Genomic DNA, 22,490 nt, shown 5'->3' with positions numbered 1-22,490 from the left:
TCAACGAGGAGGCACCGTCATGGCGGGAACCCGCACCCAGGCCGATGCAGCACGCGAGGCGGTCGTCGAGGCGGCTCTCGCCCGGCTCGACCTCGATGCGAAGGCGCGGCTGCTCTCCGGCCAGGACATGTGGTCCCTGCCCGCGCTCCCCGAGATCGGCCTCAAGTCCCTCGTCATGTCCGACGGCCCGATCGGCGTCCGGGGCGTGCGCTGGACCGCCGACGACCCGTCCGTCGCGCTGCCCTCGCCCACCGCCCTCGCCGCCACCTGGGACCCCGAACTCGCCCGCCGGGCCGGGGTGCTGCTCGCCCAGGAGTCCCGCCGCAAGGGCGTCCATGTGCTCCTCGCCCCCACCGTGAACCTCCATCGCTCCCCGCTCGGCGGCCGTCACTTCGAGGCGTACAGCGAGGACCCGTACCTGACGGGCACGATCGGCGCGGGCTACGTGAACGGCGTCCAGTCCGGCGGCGTCGGCACCACCGTCAAGCACTTCGTCGCCAACGACGCCGAGACCGACCGCTTCACGGTGAACAACACCGTCGGCGAACGCGCCCTGCGCGAGCTGTACCTGGCGCCCTTCGAGATCATCGTCGAGAACGCCCACCCCTGGGGCATCATGACCGCCTACAACACGGTCAACGGCACGACGATGACCGAGCACCACTATCTCGTGAACGAGGTCCTGCGCGGCGAATGGGGCTTCGACGGCTTCAACGTCTCCGACTGGCTGGCCGCCCGGTCGACCGTCGGCGCGATCGAGGGCGGTCTCGACGTCGCCATGCCGGGCCCGCAGACCGTGTACGGCCCGGCCCTCGCCCAGGCCGTACGGGACGGCAAGGTGGCCGAGGCCAAGGTCGACGACGCCGTAGGCAACGTCCTGCGGCTCGCCGCCCGCGTCGGCATCCTGGAGGGCGCCGAGCCCGTCGTCACCCAGGTGCCCGAGACCGTCGACGGCGGCGCACTGGCCCGCGAGATCGCCCGCCGCTCCTTCGTCCTGGTCCGCAACCAGGGCGCCCTCCCGCTGCGGCCGAACGGCACGGTCGCGCTCATCGGCGCCGCCGCCCGCGACGCCCGCGTCCTCGGCGGCGGCTCCGCCACCGTCTTCCCCGCCCGGATCGTCTCCCCCCTCGACGGCCTCACCGCCGCCCTCCCCGAAGGCACCCTCACCTACGCCGTCGGCGCCGACCCGAACACCGAACTCTCCGTCTTCGACACCCGGTTCGAACTGCGTGCCGTGTGCCGGGACGCCGACGGCGACGTCATCGGATCCGACTCCGCGCCGGGCGGCCAGCTCAAGTGGATGGGCCCCTCGGGCCTGCCGGAGGGCGTCACCCACGAGCGGCTGCACACCGTGGAGCTGACCGGCACCTTCACCCCGCGCGAGAGCGGCACGCACACCTTCGGCATCCAGGGCATCGGCACCTTCAAGCTCACCATCGGCGGCACGACGTACTTCGACGCCGTCCAGAGCCCCGCGAAGGACGACCCCTTCATCACCTTCTTCGGCGAACCCACGCCCCGCGCCCAGGTCGAACTGACCGCCGGCGAACCGGTCGAGGTCTCCCTCACCCATGTCGTCGAAGGCACCGACGACATCCCGATGCAGGCGGTCATCTTCGCCCTCGCCCACCAGGACCCGCAGCGCGACCCCGACGAGCTCATCGCCGAAGCCGTCGAAGCGGCGCGGAACGCCGACACGGCCGTCGTCGTGGTCGCCACCACCGAGCGCGTCGAGTCCGAAGGCTTCGACCGGCGGGACCTGACGCTGCCCGGCCGCCAGGACGAACTGGTCCGCGCCGTCGCCGCCGCCAACCCCCACACCGTCGTGGTCGTCAACTCCGGCTCCCCGGTGGAGCTGCCGTGGCGCGAGGACGTCGCCGCCGTCCTGCTCAGCTGGTTCCCCGGCCAGGAGGGCGGCGCGGCCCTGGCGGACGTCCTCACGGGCACCCACGAGCCGGGCGGCCGGCTGCCCACCACCTGGGGTTCCCTGACCGACGCCCCGGTCAGCCAGGTCGTCCCGGCCGACGGCGAACTCCCGTACGGTGAGGGCGTCTTCATCGGCTACCGCGCCTGGGAGAAGGAGGGCCGCGTCCCGTCGTACCCCTTCGGGCACGGCCTCGGCTACACCGACTGGACCTACGAGTCCGCCGAGGTCGAGGGCACGACGGTCAGGGTCCGCGTCCGCAACTCCGGCGAGCGTGCGGGACGGGAGGTCGTGCAGGTCTATCTGGCGCCGAGCGAGCCCGACGCCGACCGTCCCGCGCGGTGGCTGGCCGGGTTCGCGGGCGTGGCGGCTGGGCCGGGGGAGACCGCTGAAGCGGTGATCGAGATCCCGCGTCGTGCGTTCGAGACGTGGGACGAGAAGACCAATGCGTGGACCTTTGTGAAGGGTTCGTACGAGATCCAGGTGGGGCGCTCGATCGCGGACCGTCGGGTGACGGCGACGATTAACGTCTGATCCGGGAGAAGTACCCAGGAACAGCTCCGGCCCGGGTCCTGACGCCCGGGCCGGAGCTTGGGTCCTCGCTGGCTTGGGTTCTCGCTAACGGACGGAGAATCCGTACACCGTCTCCGACCGGAACACCTCGCCCGGCCGCAGCACCGTGCTCGGGAACTCCGGCCGGTTCGGGGAGTCGGGGAAGTGCTGCGTCTCCAGCGCGATGCCGTCGCCCTGGGCGAAGGGCTCGGTCAGATGGTCGGCGGTGTACAGCTGGAGGCCGGGCTCGGTGGTCGCCACCGTCAGCGCCCGTCCGGTCGACGGGTCGTACAGCTCGGCTACCTCCTCCGCGCGCTCCGTCACCCCCTTGTCCAGCACGAAGTTGTGGTCGTACCCGGCGCCCACCTTCCGTGCCTGACGGAAGTCGAAGCGGGTGCCCGCGACCTCGTCCAGGGAGCCGGTCGGAATCAGGTCCGCGTCGACCGGGGTGAACCGGGAGGCGGCCAGCTGCAGTTCATGACCCCCGGCGTTGCCGGACTGCGATCCGGCGAGGTTGAAGTAGCTGTGGTTGGTCAGGTTCACCACGGTCGGCGCGTCCGTCACCGCCTCGTAGGCGATCCGCAGCGCGCCGTCCGCCTCCAGCGTGTAGGCCGCTGCCACCTCCAGCCGCCCCGGGAACCCTTCCTCGCCATGCGGGCTGACCCGGCTGAGCCGCACACCGTGCTCCACCGGCGTCACCTCCCACACCCGCTTGTCGAAGCCGTGCTCACCACCGTGCAGGGAGTTGGGCGCGTTGTTGGGCGCGAGGGCGTACGTCAGGCCGTCCAGCGGGAAGCGGCCGCCCGCGATCCGGTTGGCGTACCGCCCGATGAGGGCACCGAAATAGGGCCCCGGGTGGGCGAGATAGCCGGCCGGATCGGCGAACCCCAGCACCACGTTCGCCGCGCGCCCGTGCCGGTCCGGCACCTGGAGCGACTGCACGATCCCGCCGTACGACAGCACCCGTACCCGGACGCCCGCGCGCTCCATGGTCCAGCGGTGGACCGGCGTGCCGTCGGAAAGTGTGCCGAAGTGTTCGCTCATGAGCGGAACACTAGTTCGTGACCGTCCGGTAGGCGATCTCGGCCAGCCGTGCCTGCCCGTTCACACTCGGGTGGAACCAGTCCCACTGGCTGAGCTGCTCGGTGCCGAAGCGGAAGTCGTACACCGCGCCGTCGTCGAAGCGGCAGCGCCGGTCCTTCGCACAGACCTGCTCCAGCACCTCGTTGTACGCCTCGACCCGCTCCTGCACCGTCTCGCGCCGCTGGTTCGCCGCCGTGGTGAGGGAGTCGGGCTCGCTCAGCATCGACGGGCAGATGCCGAGCCCCCACACCTGCTTGGTCATCGGGTTCGTACGGCCCTGCTCCCACAGCCGCTTCAGGTTCGGCACGCTCGCGACATACACCTGGGCCTTCGGCAGGGCGTCCCGCAGCGTGCCCATGGCGTCCTCGAACTGGGAACGGAATTCGGCCACCGGGGTCATCGCGTCGGTCGTGTCCCGGCAGGCGTCGTTCGCCCCCGCCATCACCGTCACCAGCTCCGGCTCGCGCGCCACGGCCCGGCTCATCTGACCGGCCAGGTCCGCCATCCGCGCCCCGGTCACGGCGTAGTTCCAGCTCCGCTCGGCAGCCTTCGCCTTCCCCAACAGCCGTACGGCGAGACTGTCGACCCGGGGACTGCTGCCGGTCGCCCAGGAGACCGAGGGGCAGTCCGACAGGACCGAACAGGCGTCGAAGCCGGTCGTGATGGAGTCGCCGACGGCCGCGATCGAGGCCGGGCTGCGGTCCCAAGTCGGGGTCGGCTTCGGGGACGGCCGCGCACTCTGCGCCTCGGTGCCCGACGGGCCCGGGGAGTTGCCGCCGACCGCGTCACAGCCGGCGACGCCCAGGACGGCCGCGGTCACGGCGGCGAAGACAGCGCGCGAGAGGTGCCGTCGCTTCCGCATGCAGTGATCCATCCCCTCGTTCGGCCCCGTCATGGTGTCCAACCAATAACAACGCACAAGGGTTCCCGCCCGGCTCATGCAACGGCTCACACCCGTACAAGCGTCCTGCCGGGTGAATGGCGGGCGTTTCACGGCACCGGGAGCGACGGTACGTCACACTCCTTGCGCCGCCGCACGGTAGCCTCGCCATCAACGTGGCTGCCCGGCCACGATCGTCCGCCAGTTCGCAACATGTCCGCTCTGCCCGGAGGTACCGGTGACGACACGTGGAGTTCTGTACGTGCACTCCGCGCCGCGCGCGCTGTGCCCGCACGTCGAGTGGGCCGTCGCCGGGGTGCTCGGCACACGCGTCAACCTCGACTGGATCCGGCAGCCGGCCGCGCCCGGCACCTGGCGCTCGGAGTTCTCCTGGCAGGGCGAGGCGGGCACCGCGTCGAAGCTGGCGTCGGCCCTGCGAGGCTGGCACTTGCTGCGCTTCGAGGTGACGGCCGAGCCCTGCCCCACCGCCGAGGGCGAGCGCTACAGCTGCACCCCCGACCTGGGCATCTTCCACGCGGTGACGGGCATTCACGGCGACATCCTGATCCCGGAGGACCGCCTGCGCGCGGCGCTGGCCCGCTCGCAGCGCGGCGAGACGGACCTGGAGGCGGAGATCGCCAAGCTCCTGGGGAAGCCGTGGGACGACGAACTGGAGCCCTTCAGGTACGCAGGCGAGGGCGCCCCGGTCCGCTGGCTCCACCAGGTCGTCTAGAGAAACTCGGCCGGCAACGCCAGTTGTTCAGGGGCGCGGGGAACTGCGCGACCAGCCCCCACCGACCGTGATCCGGCCGACAACAGACACCACCCACGGCGAATGGCCCGAACTCTTCCCAGAGTCCGGGCCATTTTCAACTAGCGCCTGTTTCAGATCGTCCTGAACGCCAGCACCACGTTGTGCCCGCCGAACCCGAACGAGTCGTTCAGCGCGGCGATCCGGCCCTCTACGGGCAGCTTGCGCGCCTCACCACGGACGACGTCGGCGTTCGCCTCGGCCTCCGGGTCCAGGTTCTCGATGTTGATCGTCGGCGGGGCGACCCGGTTGTACAGCGCGAGCACGGTCGCCACCGTCTCCACGCCACCGGCACCACCCAGCAGATGCCCGGTCATCGACTTCGTCGCCGACACGGCCATGTGGTCGGCGTCGTCACCGAACACCTTCCGCAGCGCCTTCAGCTCGGCGATGTCACCGGCCGGCGTCGACGTCGCGTGCGCGTTGACGTGCACGATCTCCGCCGGGTCCAGGTCGGTCCGCTCCAGCAGGTTCTGCAGGGCGTGCGAGATACCGCGCCCCTCGGGCTCCGGCTGCACGATGTCGTGGCTGTCGGCGGAGATGCCCTGCCCGACCGCCTCGGCGTACACGCGGGCCCCGCGCTTGGCGGCGTGCTCGGCGGACTCCAGGACGATGACACCGGCGCCCTCACCGAGGACGAAACCGTCACGGGCGACGTCGTAGGGACGCGAGGCACCCTGCGGGTTCTCGTTGTTCTTGGACATCGCCATCATGTTGCCGAACGCGGCGATGGGCAGCGGGTGGATCGCCGCCTCCGTGCCACCCGCGACGACGACGTCGGCGCGGCCGGTACGGATCATCTCGATGGCGTAGCCGATGGCCTCGGCACCCGACGCGCACGCCGAGACCGGCGTGTGCACGCCCGCGCGGGCGCCCACGGCCAGACCCACGTTCGCGGAGGGGCTGTTCGGCATCAGCATGGGCACGGTGTGCGGGGAGACGCGGCGAACGCCCTTCTCCTTCAGCACGTCGTACTGGTCGAGCAGCGTCGTCACGCCACCGATGCCGGAGGCGATGACCGCACCGAGGCGGTCGGGGTCGACGTTGGGGTCCTCGCCGGCCTTCGCCTCGAAGCCGGCGTCCTTCCAGGCCTCCTGCGCGGCGATCAGCGCGAACTGCGCCGAGCGGTCGAGGCGGCGGGCCTGCGGCCGCGGGATGACCTCGGTCGGCTCCACCGCGACCGGCGCGGCGATACGGACCGCCTGCTCGGCGGCCCACTCCTGCTCCAGGGGCTTGACGCCGGACTTGCCGGCGATGAGGCCCTCCCAGGTAGAGGCTGCGTCGCCACCCAGCGGTGTGGTTGCGCCGATACCGGTGACGACCACGGTGCGATTGGTCGAGCTCACGGGAATTCTTTCTCCAAGGAATGGGGATTCAGCGGCGCCACCGCCGGGTGGCGGGGCAGTCAGCCTCAAGGCCTGATCGGTGGATCAGCCCTGGTGCTTGAGGATGTAGTCGGTCGCGTCGCCCACGGTCTTGAGGTTCTTGACGTCCTCGTCCGGGATCTTGACGTCGAAGCGCTCCTCGGCGGCGACGACGACCTCGACCATGGACAGCGAGTCGACGTCCAGGTCGTCGGTGAAGGACTTGTCCAGCTGGACGTCCTCAACCGGGATGCCGGCGATCTCGTTCACGATGTCGGCGAGACCGGCGACGATCTCTTCCTGAGTGGCGGCCATCTTGGCGCTCCTTCGTTGTTTGTTCAGGGTTGTTCGGAGGGTTTTGGCGCCCGCCGCGGCAGCGGCAGGTGGTGCGGTTTCCCGTGCCGGTTCGCATGATCCGGCACGGAGTGCCTAGGGGAGAGTAACGACCGTGGCGGCGTACACGAGACCCGCCCCGAATCCGATGACGAGCGCGGTGTCGCCGCTCTTCGCCTCGCCGGTCGCCAGAAGCCGCTCCATCGCGAGCGGAATCGAGGCGGCCGAGGTGTTGCCGGTGGTGCGCACGTCGCGGGCGACGGTGACATGCTCCGGCAGCTTGAGAGTCTTCACCATCGAGTCGATGATCCGCTCGTTGGCCTGGTGCGGAATGAAGACGTCCAGTTCGTCCGAGGTGATCCCGGCCGCGTCCAGCGCCTGCTGGGCGACCTTCGCCATCTCGAACACGGCCCAGCGGAACACCGCTTGGCCCTCCTGCGTGATCGCAGGGAACTTCTCGACCTCGCCGGAGCGGTAGTCCGTCCACGGCACGGTCTGCTTGATCGTCTCGGACTTGTCGCCCTCCGAGCCCCAGACCGTCGGCCCGATGGCCGGCTCCTGGGACGGGCCCACGACGACCGCGCCGGCGCCGTCGCCGAACAGGAAGGCCGTCGCCCGGTCCTCCAGGTCGGTCAGGTCGGACAGCCGCTCGACGCCGATGACGAGGACGTACTCGGCGGAGCCCTCGACGATCATGCCCTTGGCCAGGGTGAGGGCGTAGCCGAAGCCCGCGCAGCCGGCCGAGATGTCGAAGGCGGCGGCCTTGTTCGTACCGAGCTTGTCGGCGATCTCGGTGGCGACGGCGGGCGTCTGCTTGAAGTGCGAGACGGTCGAGACGATCACGCCGCCGATCTGCTCGGCGGAGATCCCGGCGTCGGCGATCGCCTTGCCGGACGCCTCGATCGACATCGCGGCGACCGTCTCCTCGTCGTTCGCCCAGTGCCGCGTCTCGATGCCGGAGCGCGAACGGATCCACTCGTCGGACGAGTCGATCTTCTCGAGGATCACCTCGTTGGGCACGACCCGCGTCGGGCGGTAACCACCGACACCGAGGATGCGTGCGTACGGGGCGCCCTTGCTGGGCTTCAGCTTCGCCATGCTCCGGGGCTCCTTGTCAGGCGTGCTCGGCGATGAGCTCGCGAGCAGCGTCCAGGTCGTCGGGGGTCTTGAGCGCCAGGGTCTGCACACCCGGCAGTGCGCGCTTGGCCAGACCGGTCAGCGTGCCACCCGGGCACACCTCGATCAGGGCCGTGACGCCGAGCTCCTTGAAGGTCTCCATGCACAGGTCCCAGCGGACCGGGTTCGCGACCTGCCCGACGAGGCGCTCCAGCACCTCGGCGCCGGTGGCGACCGCCCGGCCGTCCTTGTTGGAGACGTAGGTGAGCTTCGGGTCGACGGGCACGAGCTCCTTGGCGGCCTCGGCCAGCTTCTCGACCGCGGGGCCCATGTGGCGCGTGTGGAAGGCGCCCGCGACCTTCAGCGGGACCACCTTGCGCACGCCCTCGGGCTTGTCCTCGTTCAGCGCGGCGAGCTGCTCCATCGTGCCCGCGGCCACGATCTGACCGGCGCCGTTGATGTTCGCCGGGGTCAGGCCGAGCTTCTCCAGGTGCGCGACCGAGGTCTCCGGGTCGCCGCCGAGCAGCGCCGACATACCGGTCTCGGTGATCGCGGCGGCCTCGGCCATGGCCAGGCCCCGCTTGCGCACGAGGCTCAGCGCGGCGGTGTCGTCGAGGACGCCCGCGAAGGCGGCGGCGGTGATCTCACCGACGCTGTGCCCCGCGACGGCGCCAGGGGTCGTGTCACCCAGTGCCGCGGCGGACAGGATGCCGGCCGCCACGAGCAGCGGCTGCGCCACCGCCGTGTCCCGGATCGCGTCCGCGTCGGCCTGCGTGCCGTAGTGGGCGAGGTCCAGTCCGATGGCGTCGGACCACGCGGCGACGCGGTCGGCGGCACCGGGGAGTTCGAGCCAAGGGGTCAGGAAGCCGGGCGTCTGGGCGCCCTGGCCGGGAGCGACGAGTACGAGCACTCTCACACTCTCTCTTGGGGACGGCCGACGCCGCCCGTGGGGACAAGGACGAAGAACGCGAGGGGGTTTTGTGGGCCCCCGACAAAACCCTAGAGCTGAAGATCTCCATCCACCAGACGCCCCAGGATCAGCGCGATGCGCAAAGTGAACGCAGAGCGTACATCGGACGGCGACCAGCCGGTGACGTCAGTCACACGTCGAAGCCGGTAGCGCACGGTGTTGGGATGCACGAACAGCATCCGTGCCGCGCCCTCCAGACTGCTCGCCTGCTCGAGATAGACGGCGAGCGTCTCCAGAAGAGCCGACCCGGCCTCCTCCAGCGGTCTGTAGATCTCCTCCACCAACTGCTCACGCGCACCGGGATCCCCCGCGATGGCACGTTCCGGAAGCAGATCGTCCGCGAGTACCGGCCGCGGGGCGTCCTGCCAGGCGGAACACGCCTTCAGCCCGGCGGCCGCGGCCTGCGCCGACCGCGTGGCGGCCAGCAGATCCGGCACGACGGGCCCCGCGACGACGGGCCCGGCGGCAAACGGCCCGATGAGCGACTTGGCAACGGCCAGCGGGTTGTCACTTCCCCCCGCGATGACCACGAGCCGGTCCCCGAGCACCCCGGTCAGCACCTGCAGCTTGGCATGCCGGGCGGCCCGCCGGATGGCCTCGACGGTCAGTTCGGAGTCCCCGTCGGGTGCGGTGCCGAGCACGACGCACACATGCTCGGGGGAGTTCCAGCCGAGCGCGGCGGCCCGTGACACGGCCCCCTCGTCCGCCTCGCCGCTGAGTACGGCGTTGACCACGAGCGACTCCAGCCGCGCGTCCCAGGCACCGCGTGCCTCGGCGGCCTGGGCGTAGACCTGCGCGGTGGCGAAGGCGATCTCCCGGGCGTACACGAGCAGCGCCTCCCGCAGCACGCTCTCGTCACCCGGTGCCGCCACCTCGTCGATGGCCGACTCCATGACCTCGATGGTCGTCCGCACCATCTCCACGGTCTGCCGCAGCGTGATGGCCCGGGTCAGCTCGCGGGGGGCGGTCCCGAAGACGTCGGTGGAGATGGCCTGGGGCGCGTCGGGATGCCTGAACCACTCGGTGAAGGCGGCGATACCGGCCTGGGCGACGAGACCGATCCAGGAACGGTTCTCCGGGGGCATGGCCCGGTACCACGGCAGCGTCTCGTCCATCCGCGCGATGGCCTGCGCGGCGAGAGAACCGGAGGACTTCTCGAGCCGCTTCAGCGTCGCGGAGTGGGGGTGGACGTCGTGCGCGGCGGCTTGGGACTTACGGGCTTCGGGTTCGGGCACGGGGACAAGACTGCCTTATCGGGACGGGTGTGCGTGTCGGAGGGGTGGTGATGTGCCTTGTCGCCCGATCGGCTGTGCAGTGCTTTTTACGGCCGGTGTGCCGAATGTCTGGCTCGGTCGCCTTCGGGGCGCCACATGTCGGTGTCGTCGGCCCGGTGCGGTTGGTGGGCTCTTGCCCGGCGTCGGTGTGGGCTGGTCGGCCGGGCTACCGTGGTGCCCGTGATGGACGTACGGCGCGCCGCGGAGCGGTATCGAGGGGGCGATCCGGAGGGCGGGATCGAGTCGTTCCACGCCTTCTCCTTCGGGTCCCACTACGAACCGGACAACCTCCGGTTCGGCGCGATGATCGCCTGCAACGAGGAGCGGCTCGCGCCCGGCGCCGGCTTCGACGAGCATCCGCACAGCCACACCGAGATCGTGACGTGGGTGGTCGAGGGCGAGCTGACCCACCGCGACTCGACGGGCCACGAGACCCGGGTCCGCCCCGGGGACGTGCAGCGGCTGAGTTCGGCGGGCGGCGTACGGCACGTGGAGCGCAACGACGCCGGCGCCCCCCTGACCTTCATCCAGACCTGGCTGGCCCCGCTGACGCCGGGCGGTGACCCGTCGTACGAGATCGTCCACGGCATCGCGGACTCGACGCCGTACGCCGTCCCGGAGGCGGGCGCCATGCTCCACGTACGGCGTCTGGGTGCGGGGGAGCGGACGGCGGTGCCGGACGGGGCGTATGTGTACGTCCATGTCGTGCGCGGTGAAGTGCGCCTGGGCGGCGAGGAGTTGTCCGCCGGTGACGCGGTTCGCATCACGGATGCCGAGGATGTGGAGGCGGTGGGGGTCAGCGGCGCGGCAGAGCTGCTGATCTGGGAGATCGCGGGCTGAGGTCACGACGGGGGTGTGGGGCTCGAGATGACGGAGTGGTCCGTGAGGCGTCCAATGGAGGTGTCCGACGCTCGCTCGGCAGGGAAGAGCCGAGGCCATGGCCAAACGGAAAGCCACAGGTGGGCTGCGGCGGCTCGGTGAGTGGTGTGCCCATCACTTCGTGATCGTGATCGTCGCCTGGGTGGTGGCCCTGGGGGCGCTGCAGGCGCTGAACCACATCCACGGCGGGACGTACTCCGACGACTTCGCCCTGTCCGATGTGCAGTCCCAGGAGGGCCTGGACGTCATCAAGCAGCACGATCCGCAGGCCGGGGGCTACAGCAGCCAGATCGTCCTGCACGACGACGACAAGGCACTGTCCTCGCTGGGCTCGCAGTTGTCGGCCACCGTCGCCGACCTGCAGAAACTGCCGCACGTCCTGGCCGTGCAGAACCCCTTGGACGCCACCTCCTCGAAGGTCGGGCCCGTGTCCTCCGACGGGAAGACCGGCTACCTCACCATCCGTTTCGACGAGCAGCCGTCCCTCCTCGGCGACGGTTACCTCGACGGGGTCGACGACGCCGTGCAGCCGCTGAAGGGCGCCGGCGCTGACGTCGAGTACGGCGGATCGCTCGGTGAGCTGGCGCGGCCCGCCGCCGACGACCGGGTGAGCGAGCTGATCGGGTTCGCGGTCGCCATCGTGGTGCTGCTGGTCGGGTTCGGCAGTGTGATCGCCGCCGGGCTGCCCCTGATCACCGCGCTGATCGGCGTGGTCGGCGGCCTCGCCTGCCTCGGGCTGCTCGCCATCGCGTTCACCTTCGCCACGGTCTCACCCACCCTCGCCACGATGATCGGCCTCGGGGTCGGCATCGACTACGCGCTCTTCCTGATCACCCGTCACCGGCAGAACCTCATGGACGGCGCCGATCCGGTGCGCGCCGCCGGCCATGCCGCCGCCACCAGCGGACGCGCGGTGCTCGTCTCCGGTACGACGGTGATCGTCGCCCTCATGGGCCTGTGGGTGTCCGGCGTGAGCTTCATCGGCAAACTGGGTGTCGCCGCGGCCGTCACGGTCGTCTCGGCCGTCCTCGGCGCGCTGACGCTGGTCCCGGCCCTGCTGGGGCTGATCGGCCGCCGTATCGACCGCTACCACGTGCGCCGCCCGGTCGCCGAGACCGACGCCGAACCGGGCGCCGAGGTCACGGGCACCTGGCACCGCTACGCCCAGCGCGTGGAGCGCAGACCGTGGCAGTTCCTGGCCGCGGGCCTCGCCACCGTCGCGGTGCTGGCCATCCCGCTCTTCTCGATCCAGCTCGGCCACATCGGCGACGGCGCCGATCCCACCTCCTTCACCGACCGGCGCGCCTACGACCTGATGACCGACGCGTTCGGCCCCGGCTCCAACGGGCCGCTCACCGTCGTCATCGACCAGAGCTCCGTACCGGACGCGCAGCGCTCGGATCTGGCCTCGAAAGCCCAGAAGGCTCTGGGCGACGCGTCCGGGACGTCCTTCGTCACGCCCCTGACGCCGACGCAGGACGGGGACGTCCTGCTCGGCACCGTCTACTCGGCACAGTCCCCGCAGAGCGCGGACACCACCGACCTCACCAACCGGCTCGTCGACGACACGCTGCCCGACGCGGTCTCCGGCACCGACGCCAAGGGCTATGTCACCGGCACGACGGCCGCGCAGGTCGACTTCCGCGACCTCGTCGCGAGCCGGCTGCCGCTGATCATCGGCGTCGTGGTCGCCCTGGCCTTCCTGATCGTCCTCGCGGTCTTCCGCGGCCTGCTGGTCGCCGTCAAGGCGGCCGTCCTCAACGTCCTGTCGATCGCCGCCTCGTACGGCGTGGTCGTCGCCGTCTTCCAGTGGGGCTGGGGCGGGCCCCTGCTGGGCGTCAACGGCAAGGTGCCCATCGAGAGCTATGTGCCGATGATGATGTTCGCCATCATCTTCGGGCTGAGCATGGACTACGAGATCTTCCTGCTCTCCCGCGTGCACGAGGCCTGGCTGCGCACCGGGGACGCGAAGGCGTCGGTCGCCCACGCGCTGGAGATCACCGCCCGGGTGATCACCTGCGCGGCACTGATCATGGTGAGCGTCTTCGCCGCCTTCATCGTCAGCGACAACATCGTGGTCAAGATGCTGGGGCTCGGCCTCGCCGTCAGCGTGCTCATCGACGCCACCGTGGTCCGCCTGCTCATGGTGCCCGCGGTGCTGACCCTGCTGGGCCGGCACGCATGGTGGACGCCGCGGTGGCTGGACCGGGTGCTGCCGCACATCGACACCGAGGGAGAGTCCGAGACCCTGGGGGCCCGCCCGGAGCCCGGGCCCAGGGCGGGAGAAGGGGACGCCGACCGGGCTACAGCTCGGCGAGCACGGCGTCGGTGAAGGCCGGCCACGTCTCGATCGCCCACGGGCCGAACGCCCGGTCCGTCAGCGCGACGCCGGCCGCGCCGGCGTCCGGGTCGATCCACAGGAACGTACCCGACTGCCCGAAATGCCCGAAGGTGCGCGGCGAGGAGGAAGAGCCCGTCCAGTGTGGCGACTTGCCGTTGCGGATCTCGAAGCCGAGCCCCCAGTCGTTCGGGTTCTGGTGCCCGTACCCCGGCAGCACGCCCTTCGTCCCCGGGTACTGCACGCTCATCGCCTCGGCGACCGTCCGCGGGTCCAGCAGCCGTGGGGCCTGCACCTCCGCCGCGAACCGCAGCAGGTCCTCGACCGTCGACACCCCGTCCTTCGCCGGAGAGCCCTCCAGCGACGTGGCCGTCATGCCCAGCGGCTCCAGCACCGCCTGCCGCAGATACTCCGCGAACGGGATGTCCGTCGCCTTGGCGATGTGGTCCCCGAGCTTCTCGAACCCGGCGTTGGAGTACAGCCGCCGCTCCCCGGGCGGGGCCGTCACCCGGTGCTCGTCGAAGGCCAGGCCGGAGGTGTGCGCGAGCAGATGCCGCACCGTCGACCCCTCAGGCCCGGCCGGCTCGTCGAGCTCGACGGCCCCCTCCTCGTACGCGACGAGGACGGCGTAGGCGGCCAGCGGCTTGGTGACCGAGGCCAGCGGGAAGCGCTGCCCGACGGGGCCGTGGGTCCCGAGGACGGTGCCGTCCGCCCGTACGACACCCGCGGCGGCGGTGGGGACCGGCCAGTTCTCGATCAGTGCGAGGCTCTGCAAGGACATGCCTGTGAGCCTAAGCCGCTCAGAGCTTCAGCATCATCGTGGGGTCCGGCCTGTGGACGAAGCCGAGGGAGGCGTAGAGCGGCTCGGCCTCCGGGGACGCGGTGAGCATGACCTGCCCGGCACCCCGCTCGCGGAACCACACCAGCAGCTCCTCCATGCACGCGCGCGCGTACCCCCGGCGCCGCGCCTGCGGATCGGTGGCCACGCTGAAGACGTACCCGGTCAGCCCGCGCGGATTGCCCGCCTTCCCGATCCGGTAGTCGACCGTCCCGACCACCAGCGCCGCCAGCGCCCCCGGCCGGTCCGGATGGTCGACGACGAACGCGGCGAAGTCCCCGTCCGCCTCACCCAGTTCCTCCCTCAGGGTCGGCAGGGACTCGGCGTGCCACCGGGTGGAACTGTCCCCGTCGGGCAGCGCGTCGATCATCACCTGGCGCAGACGCAGCACTTCCTCCGCGTCCTCGGTCGTGGCACGGCGTACGAGACTCATGTCCCGCACGCTAACCACGGCGATCACGCCATGTCCCGTGCTTTTCTTACCGTTTCCGCTTGCTTGGAGCGCACTCCAAGGTCATAGCGTGGAGCGCATGACGGTGATGGAGACCACGAGTACCAGGACCGACAGCTGCGCCGCCCCGCCGCACCCGCACCGGCGGCCGGAAGGCCAGGACAGCTACACGATCAGCGAGGTCGTCGCCTTCACCGGTCTGACGGCCCACACCCTGCGCTGGTACGAGCGGATCGGCCTCATGCCGCACATCGGCCGCTCGCACACCGGCCAGCGCCGCTACAGCAACCGCGACCTGGACTGGCTCGACCTCGTCGGCAAGCTGCGGCTCACCGGCATGCCGGTCGCCGACATGGTCCGGTACGCCGAGCTGGTGCGCGAGGGCGACCACACCTTCGGCGAGCGCTTCGAGCTGCTGGAGTCGACCCGCCGCGACGTCCTCGCCCGGATCGCCGAGCTCCAGGACACGCTGGCCGTCCTCGACCGGAAGATCAGTTTCTACGCGGACGCGGGGCGTCTGTACGAGCAGGAGAAGACGGAGAAGGCCGGATGACGGACAGCAGGATCGCAACGGTACGACTCGGCGCGACGGGACCCGAGGTGGGTGTCCAGGGCCTCGGCTGCATGGGCATGAGCTTCGCGTACGGCCCCTCGGACGCGGACGAGTCCAGGGCGACCCTGGAGCGGGCGCTGGACCTGGGCGTCACGCTGTACGACACGGCGGACGCGTACGGCGCGGGGGAGAACGAGAAGTTCCTGGCGCCGTTCTTCAAGGCACATCGTGACGAGGTCGTCATCGCCACGAAGTTCGCTCTGGCGATCCACCCGGACGACCCGACGAAGCGGATCATCCGCAACGACGCGCCCTACATACGCCAGTGCATCGAGGCGAGCCTGAAGCGCCTGGACGTCGACGCGATCGACCTCTACTACATGCACCGCCGGGACGTGAACGTCCCCATCGAGGAGACCGTCGGCGTCATGGCCGAGCTGGTCCGGGAGGGCAAGGTCAAGCAGCTGGGCCTGAGCGAGGTGACGGCGGGCGAGCTGCGCGCCGCGCACGCCGTTCACCCCATCGCGGCCGTCCAGTCCGAATGGTCGCTGTTCAGCCGCGACATCGAGCCGAAGGTGCTTCCCGCGGCCCGCGAGCTGGGTGTGACCCTGGTCCCCTACTCCCCGCTGGGTCGAGGCTTCCTCACCGGCTCCTTCGCCCGGGCCGAGGACCTCACGTCCGACGACTTCCGCCGCCAACAGCCCCGTTTCACAGGCGAGAACGCGGCCGCGAACGCCGCCCTGCTGGACCCGATCCGCGAGGTCGCCGACGCGCACGGGGCCTCCCTGGGCCAGACAGCCCTGGCGTGGGTCCAGCAACAGGCTGCGGTGCATGACCTGCCGGTGATCCCGATCCCGGGCACACGCAAGCCGGGCCGGGTGGAGGAGAACACGGCGGCCACCCGAATCGTGCTGACCGAGGAGGAGTTGGCGTTGCTGGAGCCGATCGCGGCGAAGGTGGCGGGCGACAGGTACGCGGATATGTCCTTCGCCTCTTCAGGCAGGGAGTAGAGCAGACGCTTGGTCCTAGAGCTCTGCCAACAACTCCGCCTTCTTCACCGAGAACTCCTCATCCGTCACCAACCCTGCCTCGTGCAGTTCTCCCAGGTGACGGATGCGCTCGGCGATATCGGCGGGGTCGCGCCGCGGTGCCGAGGCCGGCACCGCGGCGACCGGCCCGGACTTGCGTACCGCCTCCAGCACAGCGGCGGCGAACGGCAACGACTCGTGCACCGGCCCGTACCCGAGCCCGAAGACAACGGCCGCCGGATCCTGATCGGCCTGCGCGGGCTGGTCGTCGGCAGAGTCCCGTCGCAGCAGGCGCAGATGCCCTTCGAACACCTCCGGCGACCGCCACTCGACCCCGCTCAGCTCGGTCACCGGAAAGCGCTGATCCCCGGCCTTCCACTTCGCCGAGGACGCCCCCGTCCAGAACCACCGGAAACGCACCGTCTTGCCGTCGAAGGACGCCTTCCCGTCGTACGCCTTGAACGACAGCGGCACATCGGGCGCGTCCACCAGGAACTCCTCGGCATCCCCGTTCTCCGGCAACCGCGCCCGCAACTCGTCGGCGTAGTACTCGGCCAGCGTCTCCTTGTCCCCGGGCAGCACCAGCCGATACGGATCGCACCCTTCCTTCAGCTGCCCGGCCGCCGCCTCCATCAGCGGATCGGCACCGGGACGGGGCTCGACACGCAGCACCACAGTGCCCCGCTTCCCCGGAGTCAGCGTCACCCCGGCGATCGCCTCAAGAGGAACACGACGTTCCCCGAGCGCCTGAAAGAGCTTAGGTGTTCGAATCCCCCGTTCGTAACGGATGAGCACGGAGTCGGACTCGAACTCCCAGGCGGCATGAAATCCGGCCAGTACGTCACCCATGCGGCTCATCGTATGCGGCACGCGCTCCTCCGTCGCCACCCCGCGCAGACCGCAGTTCCTGCGCCTCTACGCGCGTCCGACCGACGCCGTGTCGGACAAACCCGCCCGACAGGCCTCGGCATCGTCGGCACACCGCACCGACCCGTACGCGCCAACTCCGATCTCGGCGAAGTTCGCCACGCTGTCCGTACCCGGCTCGAAGTAGCCGCCGTGCCCCTTGGCGTCCCGCGCCGACAGCACCCGGGCCCCGAACACCGCCGAGACCGGGTCCTCCCCGTGCCCCAGGCCGCCGAGCTCCAGATACGGCACGTCCTGCACCCAGTCGTCCGCGTCCCGCATCGCCCACACCTGCGCGGACGTACGCAGCTGGGATGCCTTCTCGACCCGCATGCCGGGGCTGCCGGCCACCGCTATGTCGGCCACCCGTTCCGGCAGGGTGTGCGCGGCCAGGCCGCACAGCACCGAGCCGTAGCTGTGGCAGAAGAGGGAGACCGGTGAGCTGCCGGGCAGCGCCCGCACCAGCGCGTTCAGACGTACGGCCCCGGACTGCGCCCGCATCGCCGTCGCCGAGTCGATGCCCAGACCGTCCGGCGCGGTGTAGTCGGCCCAGGCGATCACGGCCGTACGCGTCGAAGGGCTCGCCGCGCGCTCGGCGGCGTACAGGGACTGTGCCATGCCGACCGGCGCCGAGTACTTGCGCGTGGTGCGCTGGAAGGTCAGCACGTTGGTGTCGACGCCGGGGACGACGACCGAGATCCGCTCGGCCTTCGTCAGATCGCCGAAGACTTCCGCGGCGCGCCCCGAGCCCTCCGGATCGAAGGCGAGGATGTGCCGGTCCGCCTGCATCATCGCCTCGAAGCGATGCATACGGCGGCCCGCCTCACGCTGCCCGTCCGGCGTGAGTCTGTTGTCGTGCATGCGCTTGCGCTCGACCTTGCGCGCCTCGTCGAGCGCGATGCGGTTGGCGCGGTAGCGCAGCTGGACGGGGGCGCCGTTCATGTTGCCGACCGCGAGCGGATAGCGGCGTGCGAGGCTGCCGCGCTGCTGATCGGTGAGCGAGGCGAAGAAGCGGGCGAGCCGGGCGGGGGAGGAGGTCGCCGCCGGCAGCGGGTGTCCGGCGATGCTGCCGTGCTCCCAGGCGCTGAGTGATGCCTGGAGCGGCGGGGTGCTCCGGTGGTGGCGCAGGGCGGTCCAGCCGGTGGTCGCCAGCATCACGAACACCACGGCCAGCGCGAGCAGAGCGCGCCAGACGTTCAGTTGCGGGGACGTGTCGAAGGAAGTCACTGGGAGGACACACTAGGAGAACGAGAGGGTCTCGCGTTAACCAAGTGACGGGTATCACGTTTCGATCACGTCGGTGGGAACACGCCGATGACCTCAGCGTGTTCGCCAGCTCTCGCTGAGTGCGGGACCCACCTGTTCGAGATATGAGATGGTCAACGTCCGCATGGCGTCGAGGCTGAAGTCCTGCCCGCTGCTCCACTGACGCTCCATCAGCCGCATCACGCCACCGAAGACGGCCACCGCCACGCGCGGCCGCGGATCGGTGTCCACGTCGAGCCCCTCGCGTTCGGCGAGCACCCGCGCGATGGCCTCCTCGATCTCCACGGACTTGCGCAGATGGGCGGCGAGCAGCACGGGGGTCGACTCGACCACGCGGCACATGCGCAGATACAGCTCGACCGGTACGACGGCCTCGATCACGTCGTTGAGCGTGTCCCAGCCCTCCAGCACCGCCTGCCGCAGCGCCTCCATGGGGGCCTCCTGCGGCGGACGCCCGCGCACGGCCGCCACGAAGTGCGCCACCGTCATTTCCTCCAGTGCGAGGGCGGCCTCCTCCTTGCCGGCGAAGTAACGGAAGAAGGTCCGCTGCGAGACGTCGACGGCGTCCGCGATGTCGTCGACGGTGGTGTGCTCGTATCCCTGGGTGGTGAAGAGCTCCAGCGCGGTGCGCAGCAGTGCGTCCCGTGTGCGCTGCTTCTTGCGTTCGCGCAGTGTTTCCATAGCTGTCAGTTACCGACTTGTGAATTGGTTTGTCAATTGTCAGTGGCTGTCATTAGCCTCGCACGCATGACTAGTCAGACCACCATCGACACGACGGGGTCGGGGGCAAGGCACCGGCAGCTCCGTCGGACGCGACGCCGGCCAAGGGGTTGCGCGGCCACCCTTGGTTCACCCTCATCACCGTCGCAGTGGGGGTCATGATGGTGGCCCTCGACGGCACCATCGTGGCCATCGCCAACCCGGCCATCCAGAAGGACCTCGGCGCGACCTTCGCCCAGGTCCAGTGGATCACCAACGGTTACTTCCTGGCCCTCGCGGTCTCCCTGATCACCGCCGGCAAGCTCGGCGACCGCTTCGGGCACCGCCAGACCTTCCTCATAGGCGTGGTCGGCTTCGCCGCCGCCTCCGGTGCCATCGGCCTGTCCGACAGCATCGCGCTGGTCGTCACCTTCCGTGTCTTCCAGGGCCTGTTCGGCGCGCTGCTGATGCCGGCCGCGCTCGGCCTGCTGCGTGCGACCTTCCCGGCCGAGAAGCTGAACATGGCGATCGGCATCTGGGGCATGGTCATCGGCGCCTCCACCGCGGGCGGCCCGATCCTCGGCGGCGTCCTCGTCGAGCACGTCAACTGGCAGTCGGTGTTCTTCATCAACGTGCCGGTCGGCGTCATCGCCGTCGTCCTCGGCGTCATGATCCTGCTCGACCACCGCGCCGAGAACGCCCCGCGCTCCTTCGACATCCTGGGCATCGCCCTGCTGTCGGCCGCCATGTTCTGCCTGGTCTGGGCCTTGATCAAGGCCCCGGAGTGGGGCTGGGGCGACGGCAAGACGTGGACGTTCATAGCGGCGTCGGTCCTGGGCTTCGCGCTCTTCGCCTTCTGGGAGACCAAGGTCAAGGAGCCGCTGATCCCGCTCGCGCTCTTCCGCTCGGTCCCGCTCTCCGCGGGCGTCGTCCTGATGGTCCTGATGGCCATCGCCTTCATGGGCGGCCTGTTCTTCGTGACGTTCTACCTGCAGAACGTGCACGGCATGAGCCCCATCGACGCCGGCCTGCACCTCCTTCCCCTCACCGGCATGATGATCGTCGGCTCCCCGCTCGCGGGCGCGATGATCACCAAGCTCGGCCCGCGTGTCCCGCTCGCGGGCGGCATGGCGGCCACCGCGATCGCCATGTACGGCATGTCCACGCTGGACACGAACACCGGCAGCGGCATCATGTCGGTCTGGTTCGCCCTGCTCGGTCTCGGTCTCGCGCCGGTCATGGTCGGCGCCACCGAGGTCATCGTCGGCAACGCGCCCATGGAGCTGTCCGGCGTGGCGGGCGGTCTCCAGCAGGCGGCGATGCAGATCGGCGGCAGCCTCGGCACGGCAGTCCTGGGCGCCGTCATGGCCTCCAAGGTCGACAGCGACCTCGCCGGCAACTGGACGGACGCGGGGCTGCCGCCGCTCACGGCGGCCCAGGAGGCCCAGGCCTCCGAGGCGGTCCAGGTCGGCGTGGCACCGCTGGCGCCGGGCACCCCGGAGCAGATCGCCGCGAAGATCACGGACGTGGCGCACGACACATTCATCTCCGGCATGAGCCTGGCGTCCCTGGTCGCCGCGGGTGTGGCCGTCGTCGCGGTCTTCGTCGCCTTCCTCACCAAGCGGGGCGAGAACGCGGAGGCGGGCGCGGGCGCGGCGCACATCTGACGCGGATTCCGGCGGAGTTCGCCTATCAGGGTGACTCCGCCGGGGATTCCTCCCCTCCGGTACGCGCCGCAGGTCACATTGGGTCAAGCCGGGGCCTGCGCCGCGCTGCCGGAGGGGGACAGCGCGCCGACGGTCCGGAACGCGCAGGAATGACCGGCGCATCGTGGGTACTCGCCAAGTCGAACGCCGACTCAGGGAGTTGACGATGGCGGGCTTCGGACATGGAACGCGCAGGTACCCCCGCTCACGTGGCCGGACGTGGTCACGGACCGGGCCGGATCGCGCGACGCTCGGAATCGTCGGAACCATCTGCGCGGTCGCCGGATTCTTCGTCCTGGGCATCATCCTGGGCCCCGTGGCGATCGCCTGCGGCTGGCTGGCGATGGGCCGCAGCTGGACCGGGGCCCGCCCCGTTCCCGCCCTGATCGCGGTGGTGTTGGGCGCGATAGACACTCTGCTGGCGATCATCTGGCTGGCGGGGGTGGCAACACCGGGGAACGGCATGTTCTAGCGCCCAAGAGCTCGGGACTCCGGGTTCGAGGGCGGCTGCGGGTGGCGGGGGCTGATCGCGCAGCTCCCCGCGCCCCTCGGTGGGCCGCAGTGCCGCCTGCCGGCCAGTACCCGCTCACCCACCCAGCCTGCGGGCAGTCGTGCCGCTGGGGCGGCACGGGTGGGCGCAGGCGGCACCCCGCCAGCGCGGGCAAGCGTCCTCACCCCGCCCCAGCCGCCACGCCGGGCAACCAGCTAACGGACGTGTTCCTCGCCGACCTTCTGGTTGCCCGACAGTTCGGCAACCTCGGCCCGCAGCGCCCGGACTTCCTCCGTCAGCACCCGTATCGCCTCCGTCTGCCGCCGCTCCTCCACGTCGTCCATCTCGAACCGAGCTATGAACCACGCGGCGATGTTCGCGGTCACCACACCCAGCAAGGCGATCCCGGACAACATCAACCCCACCGCGATCATCCGCCCGAGCCCCGTGGTCGGCGCATGATCCCCGTACCCCACGGTCGTCATGGTCGTAAAGGACCACCACACCGCGTCACCCGGCGTCTTGATGTTCCCGCCCGGCGCATCCCGCTCCACGGACAACACGGCCAGCGAGCCGAACATCATCAGCCCGACCACCGACCCGGCGACGTATGTCGTCAGCCGGATCTGTGAGGCCATCCGCGCCCGCTGCCCCACGAGCAGCAACGTCGACACGAGCCGCAGCAGCCGCAACGGCTGCACCAGCGGCAGTACCACGGCGCACAGATCCAGCCAGTGGGTCCGCACGAACTCCCGGCGCCGCTCGGCAAGAGCGAGCCGCACGACGTAGTCCAGTGCGAACGCCCCCCACACCCCCCACTCCACCGCGAGGCACGCGGACTCGACCTCACGGCTCGCGTCCGGCTCGACGATCGGCACGGCATAGGCCACGGCGAACGCCAGAGCCAGACCGAACAGCGGCCGCTGGGTACGCCGTTCCCAACGGACTTGTGCGGGAGCTACCTTCATGGCCGCATCGTAGGAAATGTGAAGGGGTGGTGTATCCCGCAGGTCATCCACGGGCACACCA

At 70.4% G+C, this 22,490-nt stretch carries 21 protein-coding genes; 8 read left to right on the top strand and 13 right to left on the bottom strand.

Going from position 1 to position 22,490, the window contains the following annotated elements:
• The first annotated feature begins 19 nt into the window (after positions 1-19).
• Positions 20-2,458 (top strand): glycoside hydrolase family 3 protein, encoded by a 2,439-nt coding sequence (locus ACQEV2_RS12840; protein ID WP_433039514.1) that lies wholly within the window; start codon positions 20-22, stop codon positions 2,456-2,458.
• An 84-nt stretch (positions 2,459-2,542) separates the two neighbouring features.
• Here ACQEV2_RS12840 and ACQEV2_RS12835 read toward each other — a convergent pair whose 3' ends face one another.
• Positions 2,543-3,520 (bottom strand): aldose epimerase family protein, encoded by a 978-nt coding sequence (locus ACQEV2_RS12835; protein WP_433039512.1) that lies wholly within the window; start codon positions 3,518-3,520, stop codon positions 2,543-2,545.
• Between the two features lie 10 nt (positions 3,521-3,530).
• The gene (locus tag ACQEV2_RS12830; RefSeq protein ID WP_433039510.1) at positions 3,531-4,421 is read right to left on the bottom strand and encodes an SGNH/GDSL hydrolase family protein; all 891 of its coding nucleotides are present in this window, start codon (positions 4,419-4,421) and stop codon (positions 3,531-3,533) included.
• Between the two features lie 256 nt (positions 4,422-4,677).
• Here ACQEV2_RS12830 and ACQEV2_RS12825 point away from each other — a divergent pair, with 256 nt between their 5' ends.
• Positions 4,678-5,172 carry a DUF3145 domain-containing protein gene (locus ACQEV2_RS12825; RefSeq protein ID WP_194046559.1) on the top strand — a complete coding sequence of 165 codons (495 nt, stop codon included), beginning with the start codon at positions 4,678-4,680 and terminating at the stop codon, positions 5,170-5,172.
• A gap of 152 nt (positions 5,173-5,324) precedes the next feature.
• Here the strand turns inward: ACQEV2_RS12825 and fabF are convergent, their stop codons facing one another.
• The 5 genes from fabF to fasR form a co-directional block, all read right to left on the bottom strand.
• The gene (fabF, locus tag ACQEV2_RS12820) at positions 5,325-6,596 is read right to left on the bottom strand and encodes a beta-ketoacyl-ACP synthase II (protein ID WP_433039508.1); all 1,272 of its coding nucleotides are present in this window, start codon (positions 6,594-6,596) and stop codon (positions 5,325-5,327) included.
• A gap of 84 nt (positions 6,597-6,680) precedes the next feature.
• Positions 6,681-6,929: an acyl carrier protein gene (locus tag ACQEV2_RS12815; protein ID WP_004001566.1), complete on the bottom strand. Its 249-nt coding sequence runs from the start codon at positions 6,927-6,929 to the stop codon at positions 6,681-6,683.
• A gap of 114 nt (positions 6,930-7,043) precedes the next feature.
• Positions 7,044-8,045 carry a ketoacyl-ACP synthase III gene (locus ACQEV2_RS12810; RefSeq protein ID WP_433039505.1) on the bottom strand — a complete coding sequence of 334 codons (1,002 nt, stop codon included), beginning with the start codon at positions 8,043-8,045 and terminating at the stop codon, positions 7,044-7,046.
• 16 nt (positions 8,046-8,061) lie between these two features.
• Positions 8,062-8,973, bottom strand: coding sequence for an ACP S-malonyltransferase (locus tag ACQEV2_RS12805; RefSeq protein ID WP_433039503.1), 912 nt, complete (start codon positions 8,971-8,973; stop codon positions 8,062-8,064).
• A gap of 89 nt (positions 8,974-9,062) precedes the next feature.
• Complete coding sequence (gene fasR / locus ACQEV2_RS12800) at positions 9,063-10,268, bottom strand: fatty acid biosynthesis transcriptional regulator FasR (protein WP_433039501.1); 1,206 nt, start codon at positions 10,266-10,268, stop codon at positions 9,063-9,065.
• Positions 10,269-10,490: 222 nt separating this feature from the next.
• Here fasR and ACQEV2_RS12795 point away from each other — a divergent pair, with 222 nt between their 5' ends.
• A complete protein-coding gene (locus ACQEV2_RS12795) occupies positions 10,491-11,147 on the top strand; it encodes a pirin family protein (RefSeq protein ID WP_433054397.1) in 657 nt (218 codons plus the stop codon).
• A gap of 97 nt (positions 11,148-11,244) precedes the next feature.
• The gene (locus ACQEV2_RS12790; protein WP_433039499.1) at positions 11,245-13,518 is read left to right on the top strand and encodes an MMPL family transporter; all 2,274 of its coding nucleotides are present in this window, start codon (positions 11,245-11,247) and stop codon (positions 13,516-13,518) included.
• Here the strand turns inward: ACQEV2_RS12790 and ACQEV2_RS12785 are convergent.
• The gene (locus ACQEV2_RS12785) at positions 13,490-14,305 is read right to left on the bottom strand and encodes a serine hydrolase domain-containing protein (RefSeq protein ID WP_433039497.1); all 816 of its coding nucleotides are present in this window, start codon (positions 14,303-14,305) and stop codon (positions 13,490-13,492) included. The two genes, ACQEV2_RS12790 and ACQEV2_RS12785, sit on opposite strands and share 29 nt — an antisense overlap.
• 19 nt (positions 14,306-14,324) lie before the next feature.
• Positions 14,325-14,795, bottom strand: coding sequence for a GNAT family N-acetyltransferase (locus ACQEV2_RS12780; RefSeq protein WP_433039495.1), 471 nt, complete (start codon positions 14,793-14,795; stop codon positions 14,325-14,327).
• 97 nt (positions 14,796-14,892) lie between these two features.
• Between ACQEV2_RS12780 and ACQEV2_RS12775 the strand changes: the two genes are divergently transcribed.
• Positions 14,893-15,366, top strand: a complete 474-nt coding sequence (locus tag ACQEV2_RS12775) for a MerR family transcriptional regulator (protein WP_433039493.1) — start codon at positions 14,893-14,895, stop codon at positions 15,364-15,366.
• A complete protein-coding gene (locus ACQEV2_RS12770) occupies positions 15,363-16,376 on the top strand; it encodes an aldo/keto reductase (protein WP_433039491.1) in 1,014 nt (337 codons plus the stop codon). The genes ACQEV2_RS12775 and ACQEV2_RS12770 overlap by 4 nt, the downstream gene beginning before the upstream one ends.
• A gap of 15 nt (positions 16,377-16,391) precedes the next feature.
• On the opposite strand, the gene ACQEV2_RS12765 is transcribed toward ACQEV2_RS12770, so the two are convergent.
• From ACQEV2_RS12765 to ACQEV2_RS12755, 3 genes are all read right to left on the bottom strand, one after another.
• Entirely contained in the window at positions 16,392-17,252 is an 861-nt protein-coding gene (locus tag ACQEV2_RS12765; protein ID WP_433054394.1) for a DUF4429 domain-containing protein, read from the bottom strand.
• Positions 17,253-17,309: 57 nt separating this feature from the next.
• Positions 17,310-18,527 (bottom strand): alpha/beta hydrolase, encoded by a 1,218-nt coding sequence (locus ACQEV2_RS12760; RefSeq protein ID WP_433039489.1) that lies wholly within the window; start codon positions 18,525-18,527, stop codon positions 17,310-17,312.
• Between the two features lie 93 nt (positions 18,528-18,620).
• Positions 18,621-19,247, bottom strand: coding sequence for a TetR family transcriptional regulator (locus ACQEV2_RS12755; RefSeq protein ID WP_433039487.1), 627 nt, complete (start codon positions 19,245-19,247; stop codon positions 18,621-18,623).
• Positions 19,248-19,396: 149 nt separating this feature from the next.
• Here ACQEV2_RS12755 and ACQEV2_RS12750 point away from each other — a divergent pair, with 149 nt between their 5' ends.
• Together ACQEV2_RS12750 and ACQEV2_RS12745 are read left to right on the top strand one after the other, a co-directional pair.
• A complete protein-coding gene (locus tag ACQEV2_RS12750; RefSeq protein WP_433039485.1) occupies positions 19,397-20,932 on the top strand; it encodes an MFS transporter in 1,536 nt (511 codons plus the stop codon).
• Between the two features lie 205 nt (positions 20,933-21,137).
• Positions 21,138-21,443 carry a small hydrophobic protein gene (locus ACQEV2_RS12745; protein ID WP_433039483.1) on the top strand — a complete coding sequence of 102 codons (306 nt, stop codon included), beginning with the start codon at positions 21,138-21,140 and terminating at the stop codon, positions 21,441-21,443.
• A gap of 233 nt (positions 21,444-21,676) precedes the next feature.
• Here the strand turns inward: ACQEV2_RS12745 and ACQEV2_RS12740 are convergent, their stop codons facing one another.
• Positions 21,677-22,429 carry a potassium channel family protein gene (locus tag ACQEV2_RS12740; RefSeq protein ID WP_433039481.1) on the bottom strand — a complete coding sequence of 251 codons (753 nt, stop codon included), beginning with the start codon at positions 22,427-22,429 and terminating at the stop codon, positions 21,677-21,679.
• Positions 22,430-22,490 lie beyond the last annotated feature (61 nt).

Source organism: Streptomyces sp. CA-251387, assembly GCF_050936625.1.
Classification (GTDB): Bacteria; Actinomycetota; Actinomycetes; order Streptomycetales; family Streptomycetaceae; genus Streptomyces.
Note: the sequence above shows the minus strand (reverse complement) of the source record. Positions and strands in the feature narration are given on the sequence as shown.